The organism is Kitasatospora sp. NBC_01287 (assembly GCF_026340565.1).
In the GTDB taxonomy this organism is placed as follows: domain Bacteria; phylum Actinomycetota; class Actinomycetes; order Streptomycetales; family Streptomycetaceae; genus Kitasatospora.
Window position 1 is genome coordinate 2,469,406 of record NZ_JAPEPB010000001.1, and the last position, 21,630, is coordinate 2,491,035.

Genomic DNA, 21,630 nt, shown 5'->3' on the forward strand with positions numbered 1-21,630 from the left:
CGCGCTGCCCCCGGCCGGTGCCACCGCGCCCGCCGGCCCGGAACGCCGTAACTACCATGGCCACCGTGAATCTTCAGGAGCTGATGGAAGAACAGACGAGCCTTCGCGATGTCCCGGCGGTGGCGGCAGGCCTGTCGTTGGCGGGCGCACGCACGACAGCCACCCACGGGCCACTCGCGGTGACGGCGGAGTCGTGTTTCCGTATCGCGTCGCTGACGAAGGTCTTCACCTCCACGGCGCTGGTCCGCACGCTGCGGGACGAGGGCGTCCCGTTGAGCACACCCGTCGTCGAGCTGCTGCCCGGCCTCGCGCCGGACTGGCGGGCCGACGAGAGCCTCACCATCGAGCAGATCCTGGGTCAGGTCTCCGGCCTGCGCGAGTCGGTGGACGCAGCAACCGTGACGGCTCTGGGCGATGGGGACGGCGCGCTCCTGGAAGCAGCCCGGCTCGTGGTCCGCGCCGGCAACGAGCGGGAGCCCGGCGAGCGTTGGTCCTACTACAACGGCAACTACTTCCTGGCCGGCTCGGTCCTCGCGGCCTTGAGCGGCACGACGTTCGAGGGCGCGTTGAAGGGCAACCTCCTCGACCCCTGGGGTCTCGCACGGACGGGTTTCGCGACCCCGGGGGCATCCGTCACCGGGTGGAACGGGACGGCCGAACTCCCGCTGCTCGGCTATCCCCGCACCCGTCGGCCCAGCGGGGGCTTGTGGTCGTCGGTGTCGGAGCTCCTGGCGGTCGGCGAGGGCCTGCTCGCCGACCGGGCTCTGCTGGAGGAGATCAGTCGTCCGCGCACCCGGTCCGACGACCCCATGGCCTACGGGCTCGGGTGGGCCCTGGGGCGGTCGGGCCAGATGTACCTCAACGGACGGCTGCCCGGCTACCGAGCCGCCATGGTCCTGGTCCCGGACCACGACTACGTGAGCGTGGCCCTCGCCAACCAGGAGACCGCGCTGCCCGCCCTGGCGCGACTGCTCGGCGACCTGCAGCAGCCCCTGACCGGGGACGACATCGCCAAGGCGGTCGACGACTTCGCCGCCTGAGACCTCGGTGCTGGGATCCGGGCGTCGCCGCCGCTCCGGGCGACGGCTGGACGGCTGGACGGCTGGACGGCTGGACGGCTGGACGGCTGCTGAACGCTTACCGCGCGGCTACCGGGGTGCTTCGCCGAACTGGTCGCGCCGGGCGATCAGGTAGGCGCGTTCCGCCTGGTTGTCGGTGAGCCGGGCCGCGGCGTCGAAGGCCTGCCGGGCCTCGTCGGTCCGCCCGAGGCCGGCGAGGAGGTCGCCGCGGATCGCGTGGAACAGGTGGAAGGCGCCGAGGTCCAGGTCGTCCACCAGCCGAAGTGCCGCCGCGGGGCCCTCGATCTCGGCGACGGCGACCGCGCGGTTGAGCGCGACCAGCGGACCGGGGTCGAGTCGTACGAGTTGGTCGTAGAGCGCGAGGATCTGCGTCCAGTCGGTGACCGGGTCGGTGTGCACCGCGTTTATCGCGGCGAGCAACTGGTAGCGGCCGGGCTGGTTCCGGCGCAGGCAGCCGCGGACGATCGCCCTGCCCTGGGCGATCGACTCGGCGTCCCACCGGGAGCGGTCCTGGTCGGCGAGCCGCACCAGAGCGCCGTCGGCGTCGGTGCGCGCGGGGCGGCGCGCCTCGGTCAGCAGCATCAGCCCGAGCAGTCCCGCCGCCTCCGGCTCGTCCGGCATCAGCTCGACCAGCAGACGGGCGAGTCGGATCGCTTCGACGCACAGTTCGCCGCGGGCGAGTTCGGCGCCGGAGGTGGCGACGTAGCCCTCGTTGAAGATCAGGTAGAGCACCGCGAGCACCGCGTCGAGGCGTTCGGGCAGGTCGGCCTCGTACGGCACCCGGTAGGGGATGTGCGCGTCGCGGATCTTCGCCTTCGCCCGCACGAGCCGCTGCGCCATCGTGGCCTCGGACACGAGGAAGGCGCGGGCGGTTTCGGCCGTGGTGAGCCCGCCGAGCAGGCGCAGGGTGAGCGCCACCTGCGCGGGGCGGGCCAGGGCCGGGTGGCAGCAGGTGAACACGAGCCGCAACCGGTCGTCCGGCACGGCGCCCTCCTCGACGGGTTCGGCCGCCGGGGCGCTGACGAGTGCGGCCTCGGCGTGCTTGTGCGCGCGGACGGTTTCGCGGCGCAGGTGGTCGACGGCCCGGTTGCGGGCGGTGGTGATGATCCAGCCGGCCGGGCTGCGCGGGGCGCCGTCGACCGGCCACTTGACCAGCGCGGTCGCGAAGGCGTCGGCGACCGCGTCCTCGGCCAGGTCGATGTCGCCGAGCCCGCGCACGAGTACGGAGACGGCTCTGCCGTACTCGGCGCGGAAGACGGCCGCGATCTCCTGCGGTGTCATCCGGACGGGACTCAAAAGGGTTCGACGTCCTGGAACGGGCGGACCTCGATCGGCAGCGTCGTGGCGGCTGCCGCCTTGCGGCCCCAGGCGAGCGCCGCGTCCAGATCGGGCGCGGTGATCACCCAGATGCCGCCGACGCACTCCTTGCCCTCGACGTACGGACCATCGGTGATCATGCCGTCGGCCCGTACCACCGTGGCGGTGGCGGGCGCGTGCAGGCCGCCGGTGAACACCCACGAGCCGCTCTCGCGCAACTCCTCGTTCAGCCGGTGCAGGTCGGCGGTGATCCGGGCCATGGTCTCGGCGTCGGGCGGCGGGCCGTCCGGCTGGTAGATCGAGAGCAGGTACTGCGGCATGGTTCCTCCCTCATCGGCGGGTGTAGCGGGCGATGATCACGCCCTTGGTGGTGGGGACGGAGTCGGTGAGCTCGAACTCGGTCAGCGGCGCGGGGCCCTCGAACAGGCGCGTACCGCCGCCCAGGGTCAGCGGGTGGATCAGCAGTTGGTAGTGGTCGACCAGGCCGGCGGCGTGCAGGGCACGGACCAGCGAGGCACTGCCGATGATCGACAGGTCCTTGCCGGGCCGGGCCTTGAGGTCGGCCACCGTCTCGACGGCCTCCCCGCTCAGCAGGATCGAGTTCTGCCAGGCGTCGGCGTCATCGAGGGTCCTGGACACGACGTACTTCGTGGCCGCGTTCATCCGCTCGGTGAACGGGTTGCCGTCGGTCGCGCCCGCCCACGCGCCGATGAAGTCCTGCCAGGTCCGGTGGCCGAAGAGCATGTCGCCGGGCTTGGACATGCTCCTGCCCATCTCCTGGCCCATGACCTGGTCGTTGTACTGCCCGCCCCAGCCCCCGTGGGTGAAGCCGCCTCGGGTGTCCTCGTCCGGGCGGCCAGGGCCCTGGACGACTCCATCGAGGGTGACCGACATCGTCGCCGTGATCGACCGCATGATCTGTTCCTCGCGTCCGCGGACCGCTCTGCCACGATCCGACTCACCCTCCAGACGAACGGCCCCTGCCGGAATCGACACCGGCCACGTCACCAGATTCCCACCCACGTGGCCACCGGACCCGCCGCCACGCATGATCACGCCTTCGACGCCGTCCCCGGCGCACCCCGCCGGGGACCTCGATGGACGGCCTTGGCCCGCGTCCCGTCCGGACAGTCCGAATCCGCCGTTCAGGTGGCCGACGTCTCCGCGGGCTGCCTGCCCAGCACACCGCACGAGCGCATCGGCGCGCCGCACGATATCCGCCGCGTCCGGCAGCAGCTGACTGCCCGGGCCGTCCGGATGAACCGCCGCGGGTTCTCCAGAGACCCGGGCTTGTGACTTCGACCTGCGGAACAGGTTCAACGCCGCGGTGACGGTTCGACAGGCGAGCCGTCACGTAACGCCGCCGCGCCGCCGACGCCGCTCACCTGGGTTCAGGGGTGCCAGGGTGTAGAAGGGAACGCGGCCTGTTCCGCGCTGACGCCCCGACAACCCGACATCCCGACATCCCGACTGGAGTTCCCGAATGAAGGCTCTCGTAGCCCGCGAGTACACGACGCTCGACGGGGTCATTGTCACCGATCTCCCGAAACCCGTCGCAGGTCCCGGTGAGGTGCTGCTCAAGGTTGAAGCCGCAGCCCTCAATCCGCTGGACCTCGCGCTGGTCACGGGCGCGATGAAGGACCTGTTCCCCGTCGAGCACCCCCTCGTCGTGGGCATGGACGCCGCAGGCACCGTCGCCGAAGCTGGTCAGGGGGTGACGGCCTACGCACCGGGTGACCCGGTACTCGCCTTCACCGGTCAGGCCGGGGCCGTCGCGGAGTACACCGTGGTCGCAGTGGGCCCGCACCTCGCCAAGCGGCCTGCCGGCCTCGCCGCACCGCATGCCGCGGCCATCCCCGAGTCGGGGATGACGGCCACCTGCCTGCTGCGCGCGGTCGGCCTCGCAGCGGGGGAAAGCGTGCTGGTGGTCGGTGCGACGGGAGGTATCGGCCTGTACGCGCTCCAGCTGGCCGCCTCGCTCGGCGCCAAGGTGATCGCCACCGCGACCTCCGAGGACGCGGACTACGTGCGTGGGCTCGGCGCGCAGGGCACCGTCGACTACAAGGCGGGTGACGTCGCGGAGCAGACGCTGCGCCAGGTCCCGGGCGGGGTGGACGTGGTGGTCGACCTGATCAATCGCGGTGACGCGCTCTCCACCACGGCCCGCGCGGTCCGCGACGGGGGCCGACTGGTCTCCCCCCTCTTCGGGCCGCAGGACCTGGGCCGGGGAGTCACCGGCGTCTACATCGGCAGCTTCACCGCCGAGCCCGGCGACCTGGAGGACCTGGCCGCCCGCGCGGCCGACGGGCGGCTGCGGGTGGAGATCGGCGCCACCTACCCGTTCGCCGACGCCCCGCAGGCGGTGTCCGACTTCTCGAACAAGCACATCCGGGGCAAGGTCGTCGTCACCGTCCCGTAGCGACGAACGACGCCGTCGCACAGCGGGCGGCCGGCACCCCCGGGAGCGCCGGCGAACTGCTCGGCCGAGCACCGCCCAGCGGGGCAGCGGCGTTCGGCCCGCCGGCACTCGGGGCGCCCCGGCCGACGTGCCGCCCCACCCGTCACCCCCACCCGTCACCCCCGCCCGTCACCCCTCCGCGCGCACCCCGGCTCCCCGCGGGGTGCGGGTCATCGCGAGGTAGACGGCCGTGGAGACCAGCAGGCCGGTCGGCAGCGAGAGGTCGGTGCCGCCCGCCGCCCGGGCTATCGGGCCGGTGTAGAGCGGGGAGTCGACGCACTGGAAGGCGACGGCGGCGCCCGCGACCAAGGCGGTCACGCCGGCCCAGTTGACCCCGGAGGAGTACCAGAACGGGCTGCCCGGGGCCTCGTCCACCAGCCCCGGGCCGTCGTAGCGGTTGCGGCGCAGCAGGATGTCGGTGGCGTAGACGGCCATGCTGGGGCCGAGCAGCGCGACCATCAGCTGGAGCACGCTGTCGACGGTGTCCAGGAAGTTGGAGACCAGCAGCGCGTACAGGGTCAGCGCCACACCGAGGCTGCCGTCCAGCGCGACGCTGCGCGAGCGCCGGATCCGCAGCCCGACCGCCTGCAGGGCCAGGCCCGAACTGTAGGCGGTCATCGCGTTGTTGGCGATCACGCCGAGGACCACCGCGAGCAGGAAGGCCGGCTTGAACCAGGACGGCACGATCGTCAGCAGCGCGCTCTGCGGGTCGGACATGTCGAGCGCGGTGCCGGCCAGCGAGCCGAGCGCGGTGAACAGCATGCTGGGCAGGAAGGCGCCGAGCGCCGTCCACCCGGCGACCGCCCTCGGTGAGGTACGGCGGGGCAGGTAGCGGGAGAAGTCGGCGCTGTTGTTGTAGGAGAGCGGCCCGGAGGCGATCAGCGCCACCCCGCCGGCCAGCGCCGCCCAGAGCGCGCTGCCGTGCAGGGGCTGCTCGGGCCGGTAGTCCCAGCGCGCGTGGCCCAGCACGTAGCCGCCGAGCACGGTGAAGACCGCGGTCAGCACCAGGGTGATCGGCAGGTAGAGCTTCACGATGGCGGCGTGCCCGTAGACGCTGATGACCAGCGTGGCCGCGGCGACGAGGACGATGATCACGACCTTGACGGCCGTCCCGGGCCGGATGCCGACCTCGGCCGCGAGGCTGAAGGCGGCCAGTGAGCCGGCGGACCAGTTCAGCGCGAGGTAGCAGACCGAGACGAACCAGCCGGTCACGGCGATGTTCGCGCGGTTCCCCCGGACGCCGAACATCGCCCGCATGATCACCTCGCTCGGTGCCCCGGCGGCCGGCCCGCTGACGGCGAGCAGCCCGACCAGCGCCCAGCAGAGGTTGCCGACCGCGATCACGGCCAGCGACTGCCACAGGTCGAGGCCCAGCAGGATCAGCGCGCCGCCGACCACCAGGTTGAGGTAGCTGACGTTGGGCGCCGCCCAGACGGCGAAGAGCTGCCGCGCGCTGCCGTGCCGCTCGTCCTCGGGGATGAAGTCGATGCCGTGCGCTTCCACCCGTCCGGCCCGGTCGGGCGGCGGCAGGGGGTGGGGGACCTCCGTGCGGGGGTCTGGAATCGTGGATTCCATGGAGTCCTCCGAACTGTCGAACTCGGACCGGCCGGCACCTGGTGGGCGGTCCTGAGAGCCCGTCTTGTCTATTGGTCGCACATCCAATAGCGTGCGGGGCATGTCGTCAAGCGTTCAGCCGAAACGGGTCCGCAAGACCCCGGAGGCCCGCCGGGCCGAGATCGTGGCCGCGGCGGCCGCCGTCGCCCTCACCGAGGGCCTGGAGTGCATCACCATGCGGCGGATGGCCGATGAGCTGGCCGTGCGCCCCGGACTGATCAGCCACTACTTCCCGGTGGCGGAGGAGTTGGTCGCCGAGGCGTTCGGCAGCGCGGCCACCGCCGAGTTGGAGGAGCTGCTCCCGGCCGACCCGGCGGCGGGGCGCCCGGTCGAGCGGCTGGCCCGGTTCTTCTCGCTGACGGCCGGGGAGCGCTACGACGGCATGAGCAGACTCTGGCTCAACGCCAGGCACCTCAGCCGGTTCCGGGACGGGCTGCGCGAGCGGGTCGGCCACCAGGAGGCCCGCTGGCGCGACCGCCTGACCGGGGTGATCAGCGCCGGAGTGGCCGCCGGGGAGTTCCGGACCGAGGATCCCGCGTTCACCGCGATCCACCTGCTCGTCGTGCTGGACGGCCTCAGCGCCCACGCCAACACCGACCGGGGCGACCCGAGCGAGCGGTCCGCGGCGGTGGCGAACCTGGCCGTCAGCACGGCCGAGCGCGAACTGCGCCTGCCGGCCGGCGCCCTGCGCACCAGACCCGAGAACCTTCGGCCGGCGCCACCGGCCACCGACTGACCAGCGCCCGCCCGACCGGCGCCCGACCGGCGCCCGACCGAGCACCAGCTGCTCGACCAGCACCTGCCCCACCAGCACCTGAAGGAGCCGCTCGTGCCCACCGACCTCGTCCTGCTCTCCGCCCGGCTGCTCGACCCGGCCACGGGGCGGCTCCTGCCGCACACCGCACTGGCCGCCGCCGACGGCCGGATCACCCACCTCGGCGACGACCGCGAACTGCGGGCCCTGGCCGGCCCGGCCACCACCGTGGTCGACCTCAAGGGCGCGGTGGTCACCCCGGGCCTGGTCGACGGACACCTGCACCCGCTCTCCGGCGTCGAGCGCACCATGGGCGTCGACCTCTCCGGCTGCGCCGACCTGCCCGCCGTGCGCGCGGCGCTGGCCCGGGAGGCCGCCGCCCTGGCGCCCGGTGCCTGGCTGCGCGGCTGGGGGCTCGACCCCAACGTCTTCGGCGACCGGCCCGTGGCCACCGCCGCCCTCGGGCCGGTGCTCGACGGCGTCCCCGCGGCCCTCGACCTCTTCGACGCGCACTCGATGCTGGCCAGCCCGCGCGCGCTGGAGCTGGCGGGCATCGACGGGCCGCGCCACTTCGAGCAGGCCGCCGAGATCGTCTGCGACGCCGACGGACGCCCCACCGGCCTGCTCCTGGAGGACGCCGCCTGCGAGCTGCTGGAGGCTGCCGCTCCCAAGCCCACCGCCGCCGAGTTGCACGAGCGGGCGGCGGCCGTGCTGCGCGCGATGGCCGCCTCGGGCCTGACCGGCGGCCACGCGATGGACGCGAACGGCGACAGCCTGGCCGGCTACGCCGCGCTGGAGGCGGACGGCGCCCTCCCGCTGCGGCTGCGCGTGGCGCCCTGGTGCCAGCCCGGCACCGCCAACGACGCCGACGCGGTCACCGAGCTGATCCGCCTGCAGGGCACCGGCGGTGCGCGCTGGCGGGTGGACGGCGTGAAGCTCTTCATGGACGGCACCATCGACAACGGCACCGCCTGGCTCGAAGCGCCCGACTGCCATGGCCAGTCCACCCACGCCTTCTGGCCCGACCCTCAGGTCTACACCCGGGTGATCGGGCAGCTCCACCGCGCGGGCGTGCCCACCGCCACCCACGCCATCGGCGACGCCGCCGTGCGGCACGTGCTCGACGCCATCGAGCGGGCGCAGGGCGGCAGGGCGGGCGGGGCGGGCGGGGCCGGACCGGTGCGCCACCGGGTCGAGCACATCGAGACCGTCCCCGACGACACCGTGCACCGCTTCGCCGCGCTCGGCGTCACCGCCTCCATGCAGCCCACCCACTGCTGCGACTACACCAGGGCCGACCACACCGACAACTGGTCCCGCCGCCTCGGCGAGGAGCGGGCCGCCCGCGCCTGGCGCTGCCGCGACCTGTGGGAGGCGGGCGCCCGGGTGGTGCTCGGCTCCGACTGGCCGATCGCCCCGTACCCGCCGCTCACCGTCATGGCCGGCGCCCGGCACCGCCGCCCGAGCCGCGACCTGGCCGAGCCCCCGCACGGGATCGAGCAGGCGCTGACCCCGTTGCAGGCGCTGCGGGGCGTCACCGTCAACCCGGCCTGGGCGGCGGGCGAGGAGGCGGTGGCCGGCCGCCTCGCCGTCGGCTACCGCGCCGACCTCACCGCGCTCGCCGAGAACCCGCTCACCGTCGCGGACACCGAGCTGGCCGAACTCCCCGTGCTGCTCACGGCGGTGGACGGACGGCCGACACACCGGGCCGCCGGGATCTGAGCCGCGGTCAGCTGGCCCGGCCGACGGCGTCCGGCGCCCCACCCCGACCTTCGAAGGCCCGCTCCACGCCACGTCCAGCAGCGCCAACTCGCGTCCGGCGAGCTGCCGGCGAGCTGCCGGCGAGCTGCCGGCGAGCTGCCGGCGAGCTGCCGGCAGGCGTCCGGCGCGGCATGGGCCAGGTACTCGGCCTCCTCGATCGCCCGCGCGTCCCACCCGAGGTCGGCCAGGTGAGGCCGGAATCGGTCACCTTCCCCTCGAAGATCACCATGGGACCGTCGGAGCCGCGCGGGGCGATGACGGTCCCGCACATCACCAGGGAACTACGCCGGCGTCGTCGAAGAACTGACCGGTCGGGCCGTCGTCGGGCAGGGTGGCGAGTTTGATGGCGATCGCCGCGCCCTGTTCGGGGGTGCGCACGCCACGGAAGCCGTTGAGGTCGGTCGCGACGTAGCCGGGGCAGCCGACGTTGATCAGGATGTTCGAGCCGCTCAACTCCCGGGCGTACTGGAGGGTGACGGCGTTCAGGAAGGTCTTCGACGGCGCGTACGCCGCAGCCACCGGACCTGCCGTCTGCTCAGCGGCGGCTCCCGACTGCCGGGCGAGGGAGCCGACGCTGCTGGACATGTTCACGATCCGCGGCGAGGCGGAGCGGCGCAGCAGAGGCAGCATCGCGTTGGTGACGCGGATGACGCCGATCACGTTGGTCTCCACGACCGCGCGGATGGTGGCGGGATCGACCCGGGTGGGCTCCTGCGGCATGCCGCCGGTGATGGCGGCGTTGTTGACGAGCACGTCGAGGCGCCCGGCCCGTTCCTCGATCAGCCGCGCGGCGGCGGTCGCGCTCGCGTCGTCGGTCACGTCCAGGGGTACGCCGAACGCGTCGACGCCGGCCGCGCGCAGTCTGTCCACCGCGGCGTTGCGGCGCTGTTCGTCGCGGGCGCCGACGCCGACGCTCCAGCCGAGGGCGCCCAGGCCCGCGGCGATCTCGTAGCCGATTCCCTTGTTCGCGCCGGTGACCAGCGCAATCGTCTCTTCGCTCATAGGGACCATGCTGCCCTCGGGCCCCGCCGGGGGTCCAAGACCGATCGGGTGGTCAACGATACCGTCCGGGTATTGATCCGGGGTAGCGTGGCTGCGTGGAGACCCGGGAACTGCGGTATTTCGTCGCCGTCGCTGAAGAGCTGCACTTCGGGCGCGCAGCGCAGCGACTCGGGATCGCGCAGCCGCCCTTGTCACGGGCCATCCAGCAGCTCGAACGCCGACTCGGGGCGGCACTGCTTGATCGGACCAGCCGCACCGTCACGCTGACCGAGGCCGGCTCGGTGCTGTTGGCCGAGGGCCGGGCGGCCCTCGACGCGGTCGACGCCGCCGAGCGGCGGACCCGCCGCGCCGCCCTGCCCGCGACCGGCCGTCCCGGCCTGGTCCTGGTCACCAAAGCCAGCGCGTCCAGCGAGCTGCTGGCGAAACTGCTCGACGCGTACGCCGCCGAACCCGGCGCGGTCCCCGTCGAGGTCATCCTGTGCGGCCCGGCCGAGCAGGCACGACTCCTGCGCGAAGGCCGGGCCGACGTGGCGCTGCTGCACCGGCCGTTCGACTCGACAGCCGGGTTCCACACCGAAGAACTCGGCACGGAGAGCCAGGTGGTGGTCCTGCCGGCCGGGCATCCGCTCACCGACCGCGCCCATGTGCGCATGGCCGACATCACCGGCCTGCCGGGCCTGCCTCTGCCACGCTGGCCCGACCCCGACGGCACCTACCCGCCCGGCCCCGGCCCGCAGGTCCGCGACCACGCGCAGTTGCTGCAGCTCGTCGCGCTCGGGCGGGCCTGCGCGGTCTCACCGGAGTCGTGCCGAGCCCAACTGCACGGTGACCTCGCCGCCGTGCCCGTGCTGGACGCGCCAGCAGTCACCACTGTCATCGCCTGGCCCCCGCACAGCCGGTCCAGAGCCGTCGCCGACTTTGTCCGGACTGCAACACGTCTCCAGTAGTTCCAACACGCAGTCCCAACAAGCAGTTCCAACACGCCTGGCCAGGTTCCACCTGTCGTGGCCCGGCTCAGCAACCACAGCGACCAGGTCGGGCCCGTGACAACGACCGCGGCCAACCGGCCGGGCCCGGCCCGGGTTGCCGTGGCGCGAAGGACACGCTCGTTCCGGTGGAGCCGTCCCACCGGAACGGGACCCTTCCGCACCACCCCCGGTCAGGGTCGGACGGTCTGCTCGATGCGCTCGAAGATGTCGCAGTCCGTCTCGCGGTGCCACTGCGGCAGATCGTCCCAGTCCGCGACGTGACCGGGCTTCGGGTTGTCGAAGTGCCGGTGGATCTGGGCGATCCAGCACAGGGCGACGAACCGGCCCTTCTGCTCCCGCGACAGCTTCGCACTGGCGCCGGCCGACAGACGCACGAACAGCTCCACCTGCTCGTGGACGGCCGCCGCGGACTGCCGCTCCCACTGCGGCGACTCGTCCCACGGCGCGACGTAGGACGCTTTGGGCTCGCCGGGGAAGTACTTGCGCACCCCCTCGACCCACACCTCGTGGAAGAACTCGCCGGGCTCCAGCGCGGTGGTATCGGTCACGATGCCGCTCCTCGGTAGGTGATCTGGTCCGTCAGGTTCGAGACTCGCGGGTCGGCCATGAGCGGCGCAAGGGGGCCGCGGAGGCTGTCCAGCTTGCGGACGATGTAACCCGAGCCGGTACGGTCGGCGAGATCGAGCGCGGCCCCGCTGTAGTGCACCACCCGGTCAACATCGCGATGCCGGGCCCCGAGTTCGGCGAGGCCCGCGAGTACTGCTCCCTGGCGCCTGGCGGACAGCCCTTGATGGACGGCCACCGACAGATACCGCTCGGCGGCATCCGCGTGGCCGAGCGCGAGGTGGCAGACGCCGCGCTGCTCGTACAGCCGTGAGCCGTCGAAACGCAACCAGCCGCCGTTCTGGAACTCACCGGAGAGATTGCCGACCTGGTCCGCCTGGTCGAGCGCCCGCAAGCATTCGTCCGCGTCTCCGACTCCTGCGTACGCCTCGGCCTGCACCGAGGCCACCCAGTACCGGGTGGACAGCTGCGGGTCCCCCTGCTCAGCGATACGGAGAGCGGCCTCCAGCAGGGGCACTGCTCCGGCCGGCCGCCGGTCGTACAGGTAGGTGAACGCGTGCCGGGTGAGTGCGCACGCCCACATGTCCATGGCGCCGGCTTCCTTTGCGGCCGACGCTGCCAGCGTGTAGCACTGCGCGGCAACCTCATACCTGTTCGCGTCGAAGGCGATCTCTCCGGCCAGTTGGTACAGGTCTGCGCCCTGGGAGCACAGGCGGAGGCGCTCACTGCCGCTGAGCGGGCGGGCAAGGGACTCAGCCAGCCGGGCGATCTGCTGACGCACCAGCGGCTCCACGTCACGCTTGTGGTCCGCCAGTCGATATGCCTGCCACAGAACTGTTGCCGCGTCAGCCGACCGTGGACGCGCCCCGCCCACCGGCTCGGCGGCCGCCGCCGTACCCGGCAGGGCGATCAATGCGCCGGTGGCGGCGATCAGGGCCAGGACATCGCGTCGGAGCATGTCGTCAGGGTCACCATCTGCGAGAAGGACAGGGGGCTGGACGATGGGCTCCGGCGAGGATACAAGGAGCGAATCGAGCTCCTCCGGGGTCGCCTTGAGAAGTCGCGCGATCTTGGGACGCATGTACGGCTGCGGAGTCGCCCTGCCGGCCTCCCAGCGCACGATCGTGGATGTGGCCACGCCGACTGCTTCGGCGAGTCCTTCCTGACTGTAACCAAGCGCGATGCGCCGCTCGGCCAGCCGATTACGTCTGGCAGCCATGCCGCCCCCGGTCCTGGAAGACGCGAAACCCCAGGTCAGGCCAGTCAGTGCACGGAGAACGCCTGGGAAACGCTCCGACTTTGCTCTGGAAGACGGTAGCTGACAGTGGGTCAATGATCACGCTGCTTCGATGGAAAGGCCCCAAACGTGTGGGGCCCGGGGCTTTCGGGGCGGCATCCCCAGACTGCCCGGCGCGAGGAACTCCGACACCCCGTTCGGAACCCTGGAGGCACGCCGGGCACCCGGCCGCGCCCCGTCGAGACCGAGCACAGGCCTCCGTCGTGTCGCCCCCCAGGAGAGTGCACTCATGCCGCCGACCACTCAATCCCGATCCGCCATCAGCTACGTGGTCATGGACGGCGACGAGCTGTCCGCGCCCCTGTTCACCGCCTGGTGCGCGCAGCGGGCCGAAGCCGAGGGCCTGATCGTCACCGAGGTCATCACCGACCCGGACTCGCTCACCCCGCCGGCCGAACGGCCCGGTTGGGGCCGCGTGATGGCCCTGGCTGCCTGCGGCGGGACAGCCATGGTGATCACGGTGAACCGGCGGATGATCGCCGCCGACCCGCGCGAGTGGGCCGACCTCGCCGAGCAACTCGCGGACGCCGGGACCGCCCTGACCACGATGGCGGTGCCGGCCGCGCACAAGAGCACCGAGCAGAAGAACGGAGTGACCGCGTGAACGCCCAACGCGGCCCGGTCCACCGGATCATCGTCAACGCCACCTCGCCGGACCTCGCGGAGCGCCTGGAGCGCGTCGGGCCCGTCAAGCGCGCGCTGGGCACCGTCCTGGAGGACTGGGGCATCGCCCCGCGCGCGGTCCGGCTCGACATCCTGACCGTCGTCCACGAGCTGGTGGTCAACGCCGTGCGGCACGCGCCGCCCGGCTGGCTCCAGGCCGCGCTGCGCCTGTCGCCGGACGGACACCGCCTGGTGGTCGAGGTCCACGACCCCGACCACCGGGTGCCCGCCATCGGCACGGCCGCCTTCGCCAACGCCCACGCCGAGAGCGGCCGCGGCCTGCTGATGGTCGCCGCCCTCAGCCAGCGGTGGGGCGCCCAGCGGACCACCAGCGGCAAGCGGGTCTGGGCGGAGCTGGCGCTGCCCGCCGCGCCGCCGGTCCCCGAGTTGTCGCGGGCCGTGGGCCGCGTCCAGATCATCACGGACGTGGTCAGCGCCTCGCGCGTGCTCGCGCCGACCTTCTCCACAACCAGCCCGCACCTGAACTGAACTGACGCTGGATCAGCTATCGCGAGGCCGAAGCCGTCGCCGCCTCCCCGTCCGTGACCGCGCTGAGCGGCGCCGCCAGGTCCTCCAGACTGCGGCCCTCCGCCCGTACGCCGATGGCGGCTTCCACCAGGCCGGCGATCGCCATCAGGGCCGCGCCGATGCAGAAGGCGAGGGTGGTGTCCCCGACCTTGCCGCTGCTGACCAGGCCGTTGAAGAGCAGCGGGCCGGTGATGCCGCCGAGCGCGGTGCCGACCGCGTAGAAGAAGGCGATGCACAGGGCGCGGGTCTCCAGCGGGAAGATCTCGCTGACCGTCAGGTAGGCGGCGCTCGCGCCGGCCGAGGCCAGGAAGAGCACGCCGGTCCAGCAGGCCGTCATGGTGACGGCGTTGAGCACGCCCTGGTCGAAGAGGAAGGCGGTGCCGAAGAGCAGCAGGCCGGAGCCGAGGTAGGTGCCGGAGATCATCGCCTTGCGGCCGACCGAGTCGAAGAGGTGGCCGAGCAGCAGCGGACCGAGGAAGTTGCCGACCGCGATCACCGCGAAGTAGTAGCCCGTGTTGCCGTCGGGGACGTGGAAGAAGGTGGTGAGGATGACCGCGTAGCCGAAGGTGACCGAGTTGTAGAGGAACGCCTGCCCGACGAAGAGGGCCAGGCCCAGGACGGTCCGCTTGGGGTAACTGCGCACGACCGTACGTGCGATGGTCAGGAAGCCGAGCGGGTCGCGCTGCTTGATCAGGATGGTGCCCTCGGCCGCCGGCAGCGGCCGGCCGGTCTCCTCGGTCACGATCCGCTCCGCCTCGGCGACCACGGCCTCGGCTTCGCTCGCGCGGCCGTGGGTGAAGAGCCAGCGCGGGCTCTCCGGCACGTGGCGGCGGACCAGCAGGATCACCAGGCCGAGCACCACCCCGATGCCGAACGCCAGCCGCCAGCCCACGTCGGTGGCGAACAGCGCGGTGTTGAGCAGCGCGATCGAGGCGAACGCGCCCACCGCGGCGCCGACCCAGAAGCTGCCGTTGATGATCAGGTCGACGCGGCCCCGGACCCGGGCCGGGATCAGCTCGTCGATGGCCGAGTTGATCGCCGCGTACTCGCCGCCGATCCCGAAGCCGGTGAAGAAGCGGCAGAGGAAGAAGAACCACGCGGTCCAGGAGAACGCGGTGAGCGCGGTGGCGGCCAGGTAGACCGCGAGGGTGAGCATGAAGAGCTTCTTGCGGCCCAGCCGGTCGGTGAGCCAGCCGAAGAACAGGGCGCCGGTGCACGCGCCGGCCACGTAGATGGCCGCCGCCACCGTGGTCACCTGGGCGGTGCTGATGCCGATGCCGCTGCCGGACTGGGCCAGCCGGCCGGCGATGTTGCCGACGATGGTCACTTCGAGGCCGTCGAGGATCCAGACCGTGCCGAGGCCGATCACGATCCGCCAGTGCCAGCGTGACCACGGCAGCCGGTCCAGTCTGGCCGGCACGTCCGTCCCGTGGACCCCGGCGTTCCGGCCGCCCTGGCCCTCCGGGGTGGCCGGGTCGGCGGCGTTCGGCCGGGATCGTGGTCGTGGTCGCCCCTGCGACGCCTGCGAGGCACGCGCGGCAGCCGAGAGGTGCGAGCTGTGCGACCCGTGCGAGTCGTCCCCGGGAGTGGTGGCGGTCATCAGCGAACCTCCGTGGTAGACACCGGACAGCGAGGACCGCCGCGCCGGACGCCTGCTGCACGTCGTCGCGACGGTCCATCTGATCCAAGGCTGTTCCCGAACCGGCGCCGGGGCGCGGCGGCCGCCGCGCCCCGGAAATCACTCCTTCGCCGGATCCGGACCCGGACCCGCGCCTGCCCGGGACCGGCGACTTCACACCGGGCCGCACCGGCGGCTTCAGCGCTGGGGCGTCCCGCCGACGAGGTCCTTGAGGGCGTCGAGCCTGGTCCGGCGGCCTGGCGGGAAGCGGCGTAGCGCGCGCTCGGCCTTGCGACCGTCCGGCGGGTAGCGCCAACGGGCCCACGGGGAGCCCGGTTTGGCCAGCCGCAGGCAGGCGGTCAGCGCGACGAAGGGGACCAGCAGCCCGATCACCCCGAGGGCCGTCTTGCCCTTGAGGATCGCCCCGAGGCACAGCGCCAGGTTGATCAGCAGCCCGATGGCGAAGGCGAGATGGTCGGCGGTACCCCCGCCGGTGTCGGCGAACGGGTTGAACCCGGCGACCAGCAGCAGGCCGACCGCGGCCGCCAGGAACGCCGCGTCGACCGACTTGCGGCCCTCGCTCGCCCAGTAGACGTCCTTGAGGTGCAGCCACAGGGCGAACTCGTCCAGGGTGAGCGCGGCACCCGCGCCGAACAGCACGGCCAGGATCTGCGCCCCGGGGGTGCCGGGCCGGTAGGAGAACTCGACGGCGCCGGCCACCACCATCGCCATGATGCCGTACACCTGGTGGTGCACGTGGGTGCCGCCCACCTCGACGTTGCGGAACGGGCCGCGGCCCGCCCGGATCAGCCGGGTGACCACCCGGGTGACCACGAAGGTGACCACGAACGCGCCGAGCATCCACAGCCCGATCCCGTGGTTCGGCGCGGTGACGACCACGTTGACCTCGACGGCGTCCTGGCGCACGGTCATCCTCCGTCCCTCCGGCCGGGCGTTCAGGCCGCCCGGTGCGCGGGTGCGCGGAGCAGGTCGCCCAGCGTGGCGGAGGGCATGTAGCAGCGGAGCAGGGAGAGGCCGATCCGCGGCAGGTCGGCCTCGTCGCGGTAGAGCAGGTACATCGGCTCGTAGCGCGGCTGGAACTTCGTCTTGAAGGCGTGCAGCGAGCGGAACCCGTAGTAGGGCTCCATCGCGCCGCCCAACTGGTCGAGGATCCGGTCCAGCACGGTGGGCGCCTCGGCCGTGTCGGCGCGCGCCAGCGGGGCGCCGGAGAGCGAGAGGAAGCGGGCGCCGTCCTCGCGCAGGGCCAGGCAGCTGGAGGCGATCATGAACTCGACCACCGGCCGGAAACCGTCCCGGCGCCGGCGCATCATGTCCAGCGTCCAGCCGTCCGGCGATTCGCCCGCGCCGTACACCGGCATCCAGGACGTCACGCCGTGCACGCGGCCCTCGCCGTCCATCGCCAGACCGACCCGCATCCGGGGGTCGAGCGCCTCCTCCACGCCACCGAGCGTGAAGCCCATCTCCGGCAGGCCCATGTCGCCGACCCACTCCTCGGAGATGCCCCGGACCTGGGACTGGATCTGGCGGGGCTGCTCGGCCAGGGCGGTCAGCCGGTACTCGACACCGTCCTTCTTGGCCCGGTTCAGCGCGGTGCGCACGTCCTGCCACGCCTTGCCGCGGAACTCCAGGTCCGGCAGGTCGATCACGGTGTCCTCGGCGACCTGGACCGACCGCCAGCCCAGGTGGTCGGTGGTCCCGGCGGCCTCGGCGGTGGCCGAGAAGAGGCAGGGGATGAGCCCCGAGCGGTCGCACATCTCCGCGAAGCGGGTGACCGTGCCGGCCCGGTGATCCGCCGCGCCGACCGGGTCGCCCAGTGCCACCGCGACGCCGGCGTGGGCCCGGTAGGCGAGGTAGCTCTCACCGTCGCCGTCGGGGAAGAAGTAGGAGTTCTCCGGCCAGGTGGTCATCCAGGAGAGGTTGCCGCCACCGCGGCGCACCAGCAGCTCCGCCGCCCGCTCCTGCGGGGCCGCCTCCGATGCCGGGGCCGGTGCCGGTGCCGAGGCCGATGCCGATGCCGAGGCCGCGCGCCGGGTCCCGCGCGGCGCCCGGTGCCGCGGTCGCCTGGCTCGGAACGCCTCCCGGCCGGCGAGCAGCACGACGAGTTCGGCGGTCCACAGCACGGCGGTGGGCACGAAGACGGCGGCGCCGGTGACCGTCACCTCCTGGTCGAGTGCCTTGCCGACCACGTAGACCACCGCGACGACCAGACCCAGCAGCGCGTTGAGCAGGCAGAGCAGCACGGTCCACCGCCAGGCCGCGCGGCGCCCGCCGCGCAGCCCGTTGACCAGCAGCGCGATCAGCAGCACGGAGACCAACAGCTCCCAACCCGAGCCGCCCAGCCCGCTGGTGTCCCCGAGCGGGCCGCGGCTCGGCGCCAGCCGGACCACCACCATGATCGCCGCGATCAGGAGCAGTCCGGCCACCGCCAGCAGCCGCCACTCCCGGCGGCTGAGCCGGCCGGAACTCTGGGCGGCGCCCGGCACGCGCAACCAGTGGGTCGCCGCCAGGCCGCCGGCGACCGCGAGCGCGTGCTCCAGGTCGTCCAGCTTGCCGACGTAGAGCAGCGACACGCCGATGTAGGCGACCAGGCCCAGGCGCAGCCGCTGCCGCCAGGGTGAGGGCAGTGTCGCCGAGGCCACGGCGCCCGCGCACAGCACGCCCGCCGAGATGCCGACGTCCCTCGTGCGGGCCAGGTCACGGGCCCAGGACCAGCCCGTGTCGCGCAGCAGGTAGAGCAGCAGGGCCGCCAGCAGGACGGCGCCGAACTGGCCCGCGGCCACCGCCACGGCGGTGCGGCGGAGCCCGATCCGCGCCTCGGCCAGGCCGACCAGGAGCAGGACCCCGAGGAGGATGGGGAGGTAGTCGAGCGGGGTCGCGCACAGCAGCGGGCCGGTGAGCAGCGTCCACCAGTGCCCCGCCTCGAACGACGGGAGGCCGTAGGCGACTTGCGGGTACCAGGACCGGTCGGAGACCGCGTGCCACAACCCGCCGACGGCCAGTCCCACCACCAGCAGCACCGCGCAGGTGGCGAGCGTGAAGGGGAAGCGCCGAACGGCCGCGGCCGCCGCAGAGCGGGCGCCGCCGCGCCACCAGGGCTTCGTTTCTCCAGAGGGCTTCGTTTCTCCAGGCACCTCGCACCTCCGCAGCGGAGTGGCTGACCTCTCCCCGCCCCTGACGGCCCCGGAACCCCTCGCTCAGCGTATCCGGATTCAGCGGCCGGGGCCGGGCGGGGCGCGGTCAGCGACTCTCCGCGCGAGCCTGGTCAGCGCCGCGCGAGCCTGGTCAGCGACTCTCCAGCCGAGTGCCCTGGCGCAGGGTGACCGACATCAGGTCGCTGGGTCCGTCCAGCTCCAGGCGGTGCCAGCGGCCGCGCGGCACGATGACCGCGGTGCCCGCCGGGAGCCGCACCAGTTCCTCGGCGCCGCCGGCCTCCGGGGCCCGCAGGTAGAGGCGTACGCCGCCGGTCAGGCAGCACACCGCCTCGTCGGCCCGCGGATGCATCTCCCACTGGTCGGCGTGCACATCGGCGTCGGTCGCCACGTGGAAGGCCCCGATCTGCCAGGCGCCCGCCGGGCCGCCGGTCATCTGTCGTTCGCCCGCCCGGACCTCGCCGTCGGCGTGGAAGTGCAGGGCCGAGGCGAACAGGTCGACGGTGGTGGTGGGTGTCATGAGGGTGTTCCTTCCAGTCGGTTCGGGGTCGGGGTGGAGGTCGCGGACGCGGCGGATGCGGTCGCGGTCGCGGTGGATGCGGAGGCGGAGGCGGAGGCGGATGCGGTGGATGCGGAGGCGGAGGCGGAGGCGGATGCGGGCGCCGATACCCGCGTGGTCGTGGCGGCGGCCCGGCCGCGCGGCAGCACGCAGGCCGCCACGACGGCCGCGAGCAGGAAGAGGCCGGCCGTGACGGCCAGGCCCAGTGCGTAGCCGCTGTCGAGGGAGGCGGCGTCGACGACCGCGCCGCTGCGGTCCGCGGCGATGGTGGCCAGCGTGGCCAGGCCGACGCAGCCGCCCAGTTGGCGGGAGCTGTTGAGCAGACCGGAGGCCATGCCGGCCTCCCCCGGGGCGACTCCGGTGGTCGCGGCGGCGGTGACCGGGGCCAGCAGCAGGCCGAGCCCGACACTGGTGACGGCGGACGGGCCGAGCACATCGGTGAGGAAGCCGCCGTCGGGGCTGATGAAGGCGAACCAGAGAAGCCCCGCGGTGGCCAGCAGGGCGCCGGGGACCAGCGAGGCACGGGGGCCACGGCTCGTGGTGATTCGGGTGGCCACCGCGGCGCCCGCCACCACGCCCGCGGAGAAGGGCAGGAAGGCGGTGCCGGTCGCCGCGGCGCCCATGCCCAGGACCTGCTGCAGGTACAGGGAGACGAAGTAGAACGCGGCGAACTGCCCGGCGCCGGCCAGGAGGACCAGGACGTTCGCCCCGGCCACCCAGCGGCTGCGCAGCAGGCCGAGCCTGAGCAGCGGTGCGGTGGCCTTCGACTCGACGAGGACGAAGGCGGCCAGCAGCGCGGCCGCCGCGGCCAGGGTCCCCAGCGTCGTGGCGGAGCCCCAGCCGAGCGCGTCGGTGCGGACCACGCCGAACACCAGCAGCCCGACGCCGCCGGTCGCCAGCACGGCGCCCGGCACGTCCAGCCGCTCGCGCCGGGCGACCCGCTCACCGGCGGGCACGCTCGCGGTCACCAGCGCGAGCGCGAGCGCCACGACGGGCAGGTTGACCAGCATCACCCAGCGCCAACCCGCGTACTGGGTCAGCACTCCACCGGCCAGCACGCCCAGCGCTCCGCCCGCCGCGTTCACCGTGCTCCACACCCCGAGCGCGCGCACCCGTCCAGGGCCCTCGCCGAAGGTGGTGGTGAGCAGCGACAGCGCGGCCGGGGCGGCCGCGGCGGCGCCCAGCCCCTGCCCGGCCCGGGCGGCCACCAACTGCCAGGGCGCCTGGGCGAGACCGCCCGCCAGCGAGCAGAACCCGAAGAGGAGCAGCCCCGGCACGATCAGCCGGCGCCGGCCGAACAGGTCGCAGGCACGGCCGCCCAGCAGCAGGAAGCCGCCGAACGTGAGCGCGTAGACGTGCACGACCCACGACAGGTCGAGCGACGCGAACCCCAGCCCGGCGCGGATGGCGGGCAGCGCGACGTTGACGACCGAGGTGTCCAGGGCCAGGACGAACTGGATGACGGCCACCGCCGCCAGCACCGTGCCAGGGCGCGCCGGATCCCTGCGCTTCATATTTATATACATGTAAGAAAACTAGCCCGGCGCGCTGCCGCTGTCGACCCCTCAGGGATGATGGGGCGTATGCCGCAGCCGTCCGCACCCCGCAGAACCCCGGGCCGACCGCCCCGCATCTCGCTCGACCAGGTCGTCGTGACGGCCCGCCGGATCGTGGCCGAGGAGGGCGTGGACCGGCTGACCATGCGGCGACTGGCCACCGAGGTCGGCAGTACGCCGATGGCGCTGTACCACCACGTGCGCGGCAGGGAGGAGTTGCTCGTCCTGCTGCTGGACGACTACGTGGCGCGGGAGCTGCACCGGCCCGACCTGCCCGCCGACCCGCGCGAACGGGTCCTCGTCTGCACCACCGCGATCCACCGGGCGCTGGCCGACTGCCCCTGGATCGTGGAGGTGCTGACCGCCGACGACCTGATGTCCGCGTCCGCACTCTGGTTCGTCGAGCAGATCGTCGACGGGCTGACCGAGTGCGGGCTGACGCCGGAGCGGGCCGTGCGCGGGTACCGCGCGATCTGGTACTACACGGCCGGCGAGATGTTGGTCAGGGCGGCGGCGGCCCGACGGCGGACGGACGACGACCGCGCCACGTACCGGGAGCGGGTGTTCGCCGAGCTCGACCCGGACGAACTCCCCCGCCTGGCGCAGGTCGCGGACCGCTGGGCCGCGCTGACCGCCGAGAACACCTACCCGGACGGCCTGCGGGCCCTGGTGGACGGCCTGCTCGCCGCCGGGTGACGCTC

Annotated in this window: 20 protein-coding genes; 8 read left to right on the plus strand and 12 right to left on the minus strand. The window is 73.2% G+C overall.

Annotated features, from left to right (window positions below; translation table 11 throughout):
- Positions 1–65: 65 nt before the first annotated feature.
- On the plus strand, positions 66–1,040 hold the full coding sequence (locus OG455_RS10235; protein WP_266292323.1) for a serine hydrolase: 975 nt from the start codon (positions 66–68) through the stop codon (positions 1,038–1,040).
- Between the two features lie 108 nt (positions 1,041–1,148).
- Here the strand turns inward: OG455_RS10235 and OG455_RS10240 are convergent, their stop codons facing one another.
- Genes OG455_RS10240 through OG455_RS10250 form a run of 3 tightly spaced genes read right to left on the minus strand, consistent with a single transcriptional unit; the run spans position 1,149 to position 3,311 of the window.
- Positions 1,149–2,360, minus strand: coding sequence for an RNA polymerase sigma factor (locus OG455_RS10240; protein WP_266292325.1), 1,212 nt, complete (start codon positions 2,358–2,360; stop codon positions 1,149–1,151).
- Positions 2,361–2,371: 11 nt separating this feature from the next.
- Entirely contained in the window at positions 2,372–2,716 is a 345-nt protein-coding gene (locus OG455_RS10245; protein ID WP_266292327.1) for a YciI family protein, read from the minus strand.
- A 10-nt stretch (positions 2,717–2,726) separates the two neighbouring features.
- Positions 2,727–3,311, minus strand: coding sequence for a dihydrofolate reductase family protein (locus tag OG455_RS10250; RefSeq protein ID WP_266292329.1), 585 nt, complete (start codon positions 3,309–3,311; stop codon positions 2,727–2,729).
- Between the two features lie 568 nt (positions 3,312–3,879).
- Here OG455_RS10250 and OG455_RS10255 point away from each other — a divergent pair.
- Positions 3,880–4,815: an NADP-dependent oxidoreductase gene (locus OG455_RS10255; protein ID WP_266292331.1), complete on the plus strand. Its 936-nt coding sequence runs from the start codon at positions 3,880–3,882 to the stop codon at positions 4,813–4,815.
- A 168-nt stretch (positions 4,816–4,983) separates the two neighbouring features.
- Here OG455_RS10255 and OG455_RS10260 read toward each other — a convergent pair whose 3' ends face one another.
- A complete protein-coding gene (locus OG455_RS10260) occupies positions 4,984–6,429 on the minus strand; it encodes a cytosine permease (protein ID WP_266292333.1) in 1,446 nt (481 codons plus the stop codon).
- Positions 6,430–6,529: 100 nt separating this feature from the next.
- Between OG455_RS10260 and OG455_RS10265 the strand changes: the two genes are divergently transcribed.
- Both OG455_RS10265 and OG455_RS10270 read left to right on the plus strand, forming a co-directional pair.
- Complete coding sequence (locus OG455_RS10265; protein ID WP_266292335.1) at positions 6,530–7,204, plus strand: TetR family transcriptional regulator C-terminal domain-containing protein; 675 nt, start codon at positions 6,530–6,532, stop codon at positions 7,202–7,204.
- Positions 7,205–7,297: 93 nt separating this feature from the next.
- Positions 7,298–8,944, plus strand: coding sequence for an amidohydrolase (locus OG455_RS10270; RefSeq protein WP_266292337.1), 1,647 nt, complete (start codon positions 7,298–7,300; stop codon positions 8,942–8,944).
- A 309-nt stretch (positions 8,945–9,253) separates the two neighbouring features.
- Here the strand turns inward: OG455_RS10270 and OG455_RS10275 are convergent, their stop codons facing one another.
- Positions 9,254–9,985 (minus strand): SDR family NAD(P)-dependent oxidoreductase, encoded by a 732-nt coding sequence (locus OG455_RS10275; RefSeq protein WP_266292339.1) that lies wholly within the window; start codon positions 9,983–9,985, stop codon positions 9,254–9,256.
- Between the two features lie 95 nt (positions 9,986–10,080).
- Here OG455_RS10275 and OG455_RS10280 point away from each other — a divergent pair, with 95 nt between their 5' ends.
- Positions 10,081–10,932 (plus strand): LysR family transcriptional regulator, encoded by an 852-nt coding sequence (locus OG455_RS10280; RefSeq protein ID WP_266292340.1) that lies wholly within the window; start codon positions 10,081–10,083, stop codon positions 10,930–10,932.
- A 212-nt stretch (positions 10,933–11,144) separates the two neighbouring features.
- On the opposite strand, the gene OG455_RS10285 is transcribed toward OG455_RS10280, so the two are convergent.
- Positions 11,145–11,522 (minus strand): hypothetical protein, encoded by a 378-nt coding sequence (locus tag OG455_RS10285; RefSeq protein ID WP_266292341.1) that lies wholly within the window; start codon positions 11,520–11,522, stop codon positions 11,145–11,147.
- Positions 11,519–12,757, minus strand: coding sequence for a helix-turn-helix transcriptional regulator (locus tag OG455_RS10290; protein WP_266292342.1), 1,239 nt, complete (start codon positions 12,755–12,757; stop codon positions 11,519–11,521). The genes OG455_RS10285 and OG455_RS10290 overlap by 4 nt, the downstream gene beginning before the upstream one ends.
- Positions 12,758–13,064: 307 nt before the next feature.
- Here OG455_RS10290 and OG455_RS10295 point away from each other — a divergent pair, with 307 nt between their 5' ends.
- Positions 13,065–13,439 carry a hypothetical protein gene (locus OG455_RS10295; protein ID WP_266292344.1) on the plus strand — a complete coding sequence of 125 codons (375 nt, stop codon included), beginning with the start codon at positions 13,065–13,067 and terminating at the stop codon, positions 13,437–13,439.
- Complete coding sequence (locus OG455_RS10300) at positions 13,436–13,987, plus strand: ATP-binding protein (protein WP_266292346.1); 552 nt, start codon at positions 13,436–13,438, stop codon at positions 13,985–13,987. Before OG455_RS10295 ends, OG455_RS10300 begins: the two co-directional genes overlap by 4 nt.
- 16 nt (positions 13,988–14,003) lie before the next feature.
- Here OG455_RS10300 and OG455_RS10305 read toward each other — a convergent pair whose 3' ends face one another.
- The 5 genes from OG455_RS10305 to OG455_RS10325 form a co-directional block, all read right to left on the minus strand.
- Complete coding sequence (locus tag OG455_RS10305) at positions 14,004–15,626, minus strand: MFS transporter (protein WP_266292348.1); 1,623 nt, start codon at positions 15,624–15,626, stop codon at positions 14,004–14,006.
- A gap of 216 nt (positions 15,627–15,842) precedes the next feature.
- Positions 15,843–16,577 carry a hypothetical protein gene (locus OG455_RS10310; RefSeq protein WP_266292350.1) on the minus strand — a complete coding sequence of 245 codons (735 nt, stop codon included), beginning with the start codon at positions 16,575–16,577 and terminating at the stop codon, positions 15,843–15,845.
- Between the two features lie 23 nt (positions 16,578–16,600).
- Positions 16,601–18,796: a bifunctional lysylphosphatidylglycerol flippase/synthetase MprF gene (locus OG455_RS10315; protein WP_266292352.1), complete on the minus strand. Its 2,196-nt coding sequence runs from the start codon at positions 18,794–18,796 to the stop codon at positions 16,601–16,603.
- A 151-nt stretch (positions 18,797–18,947) separates the two neighbouring features.
- Positions 18,948–19,334, minus strand: coding sequence for a cupin domain-containing protein (locus OG455_RS10320; RefSeq protein ID WP_266292354.1), 387 nt, complete (start codon positions 19,332–19,334; stop codon positions 18,948–18,950).
- Positions 19,331–20,887, minus strand: a complete 1,557-nt coding sequence (locus tag OG455_RS10325) for an MFS transporter (protein WP_266292356.1) — start codon at positions 20,885–20,887, stop codon at positions 19,331–19,333. Before OG455_RS10325 ends, OG455_RS10320 begins: the two co-directional genes overlap by 4 nt.
- A gap of 69 nt (positions 20,888–20,956) precedes the next feature.
- On the opposite strand from OG455_RS10325, the gene OG455_RS10330 reads away from it, so the two are divergent.
- Complete coding sequence (locus OG455_RS10330) at positions 20,957–21,625, plus strand: TetR/AcrR family transcriptional regulator (RefSeq protein WP_266292358.1); 669 nt, start codon at positions 20,957–20,959, stop codon at positions 21,623–21,625.
- Positions 21,626–21,630 lie beyond the last annotated feature (5 nt).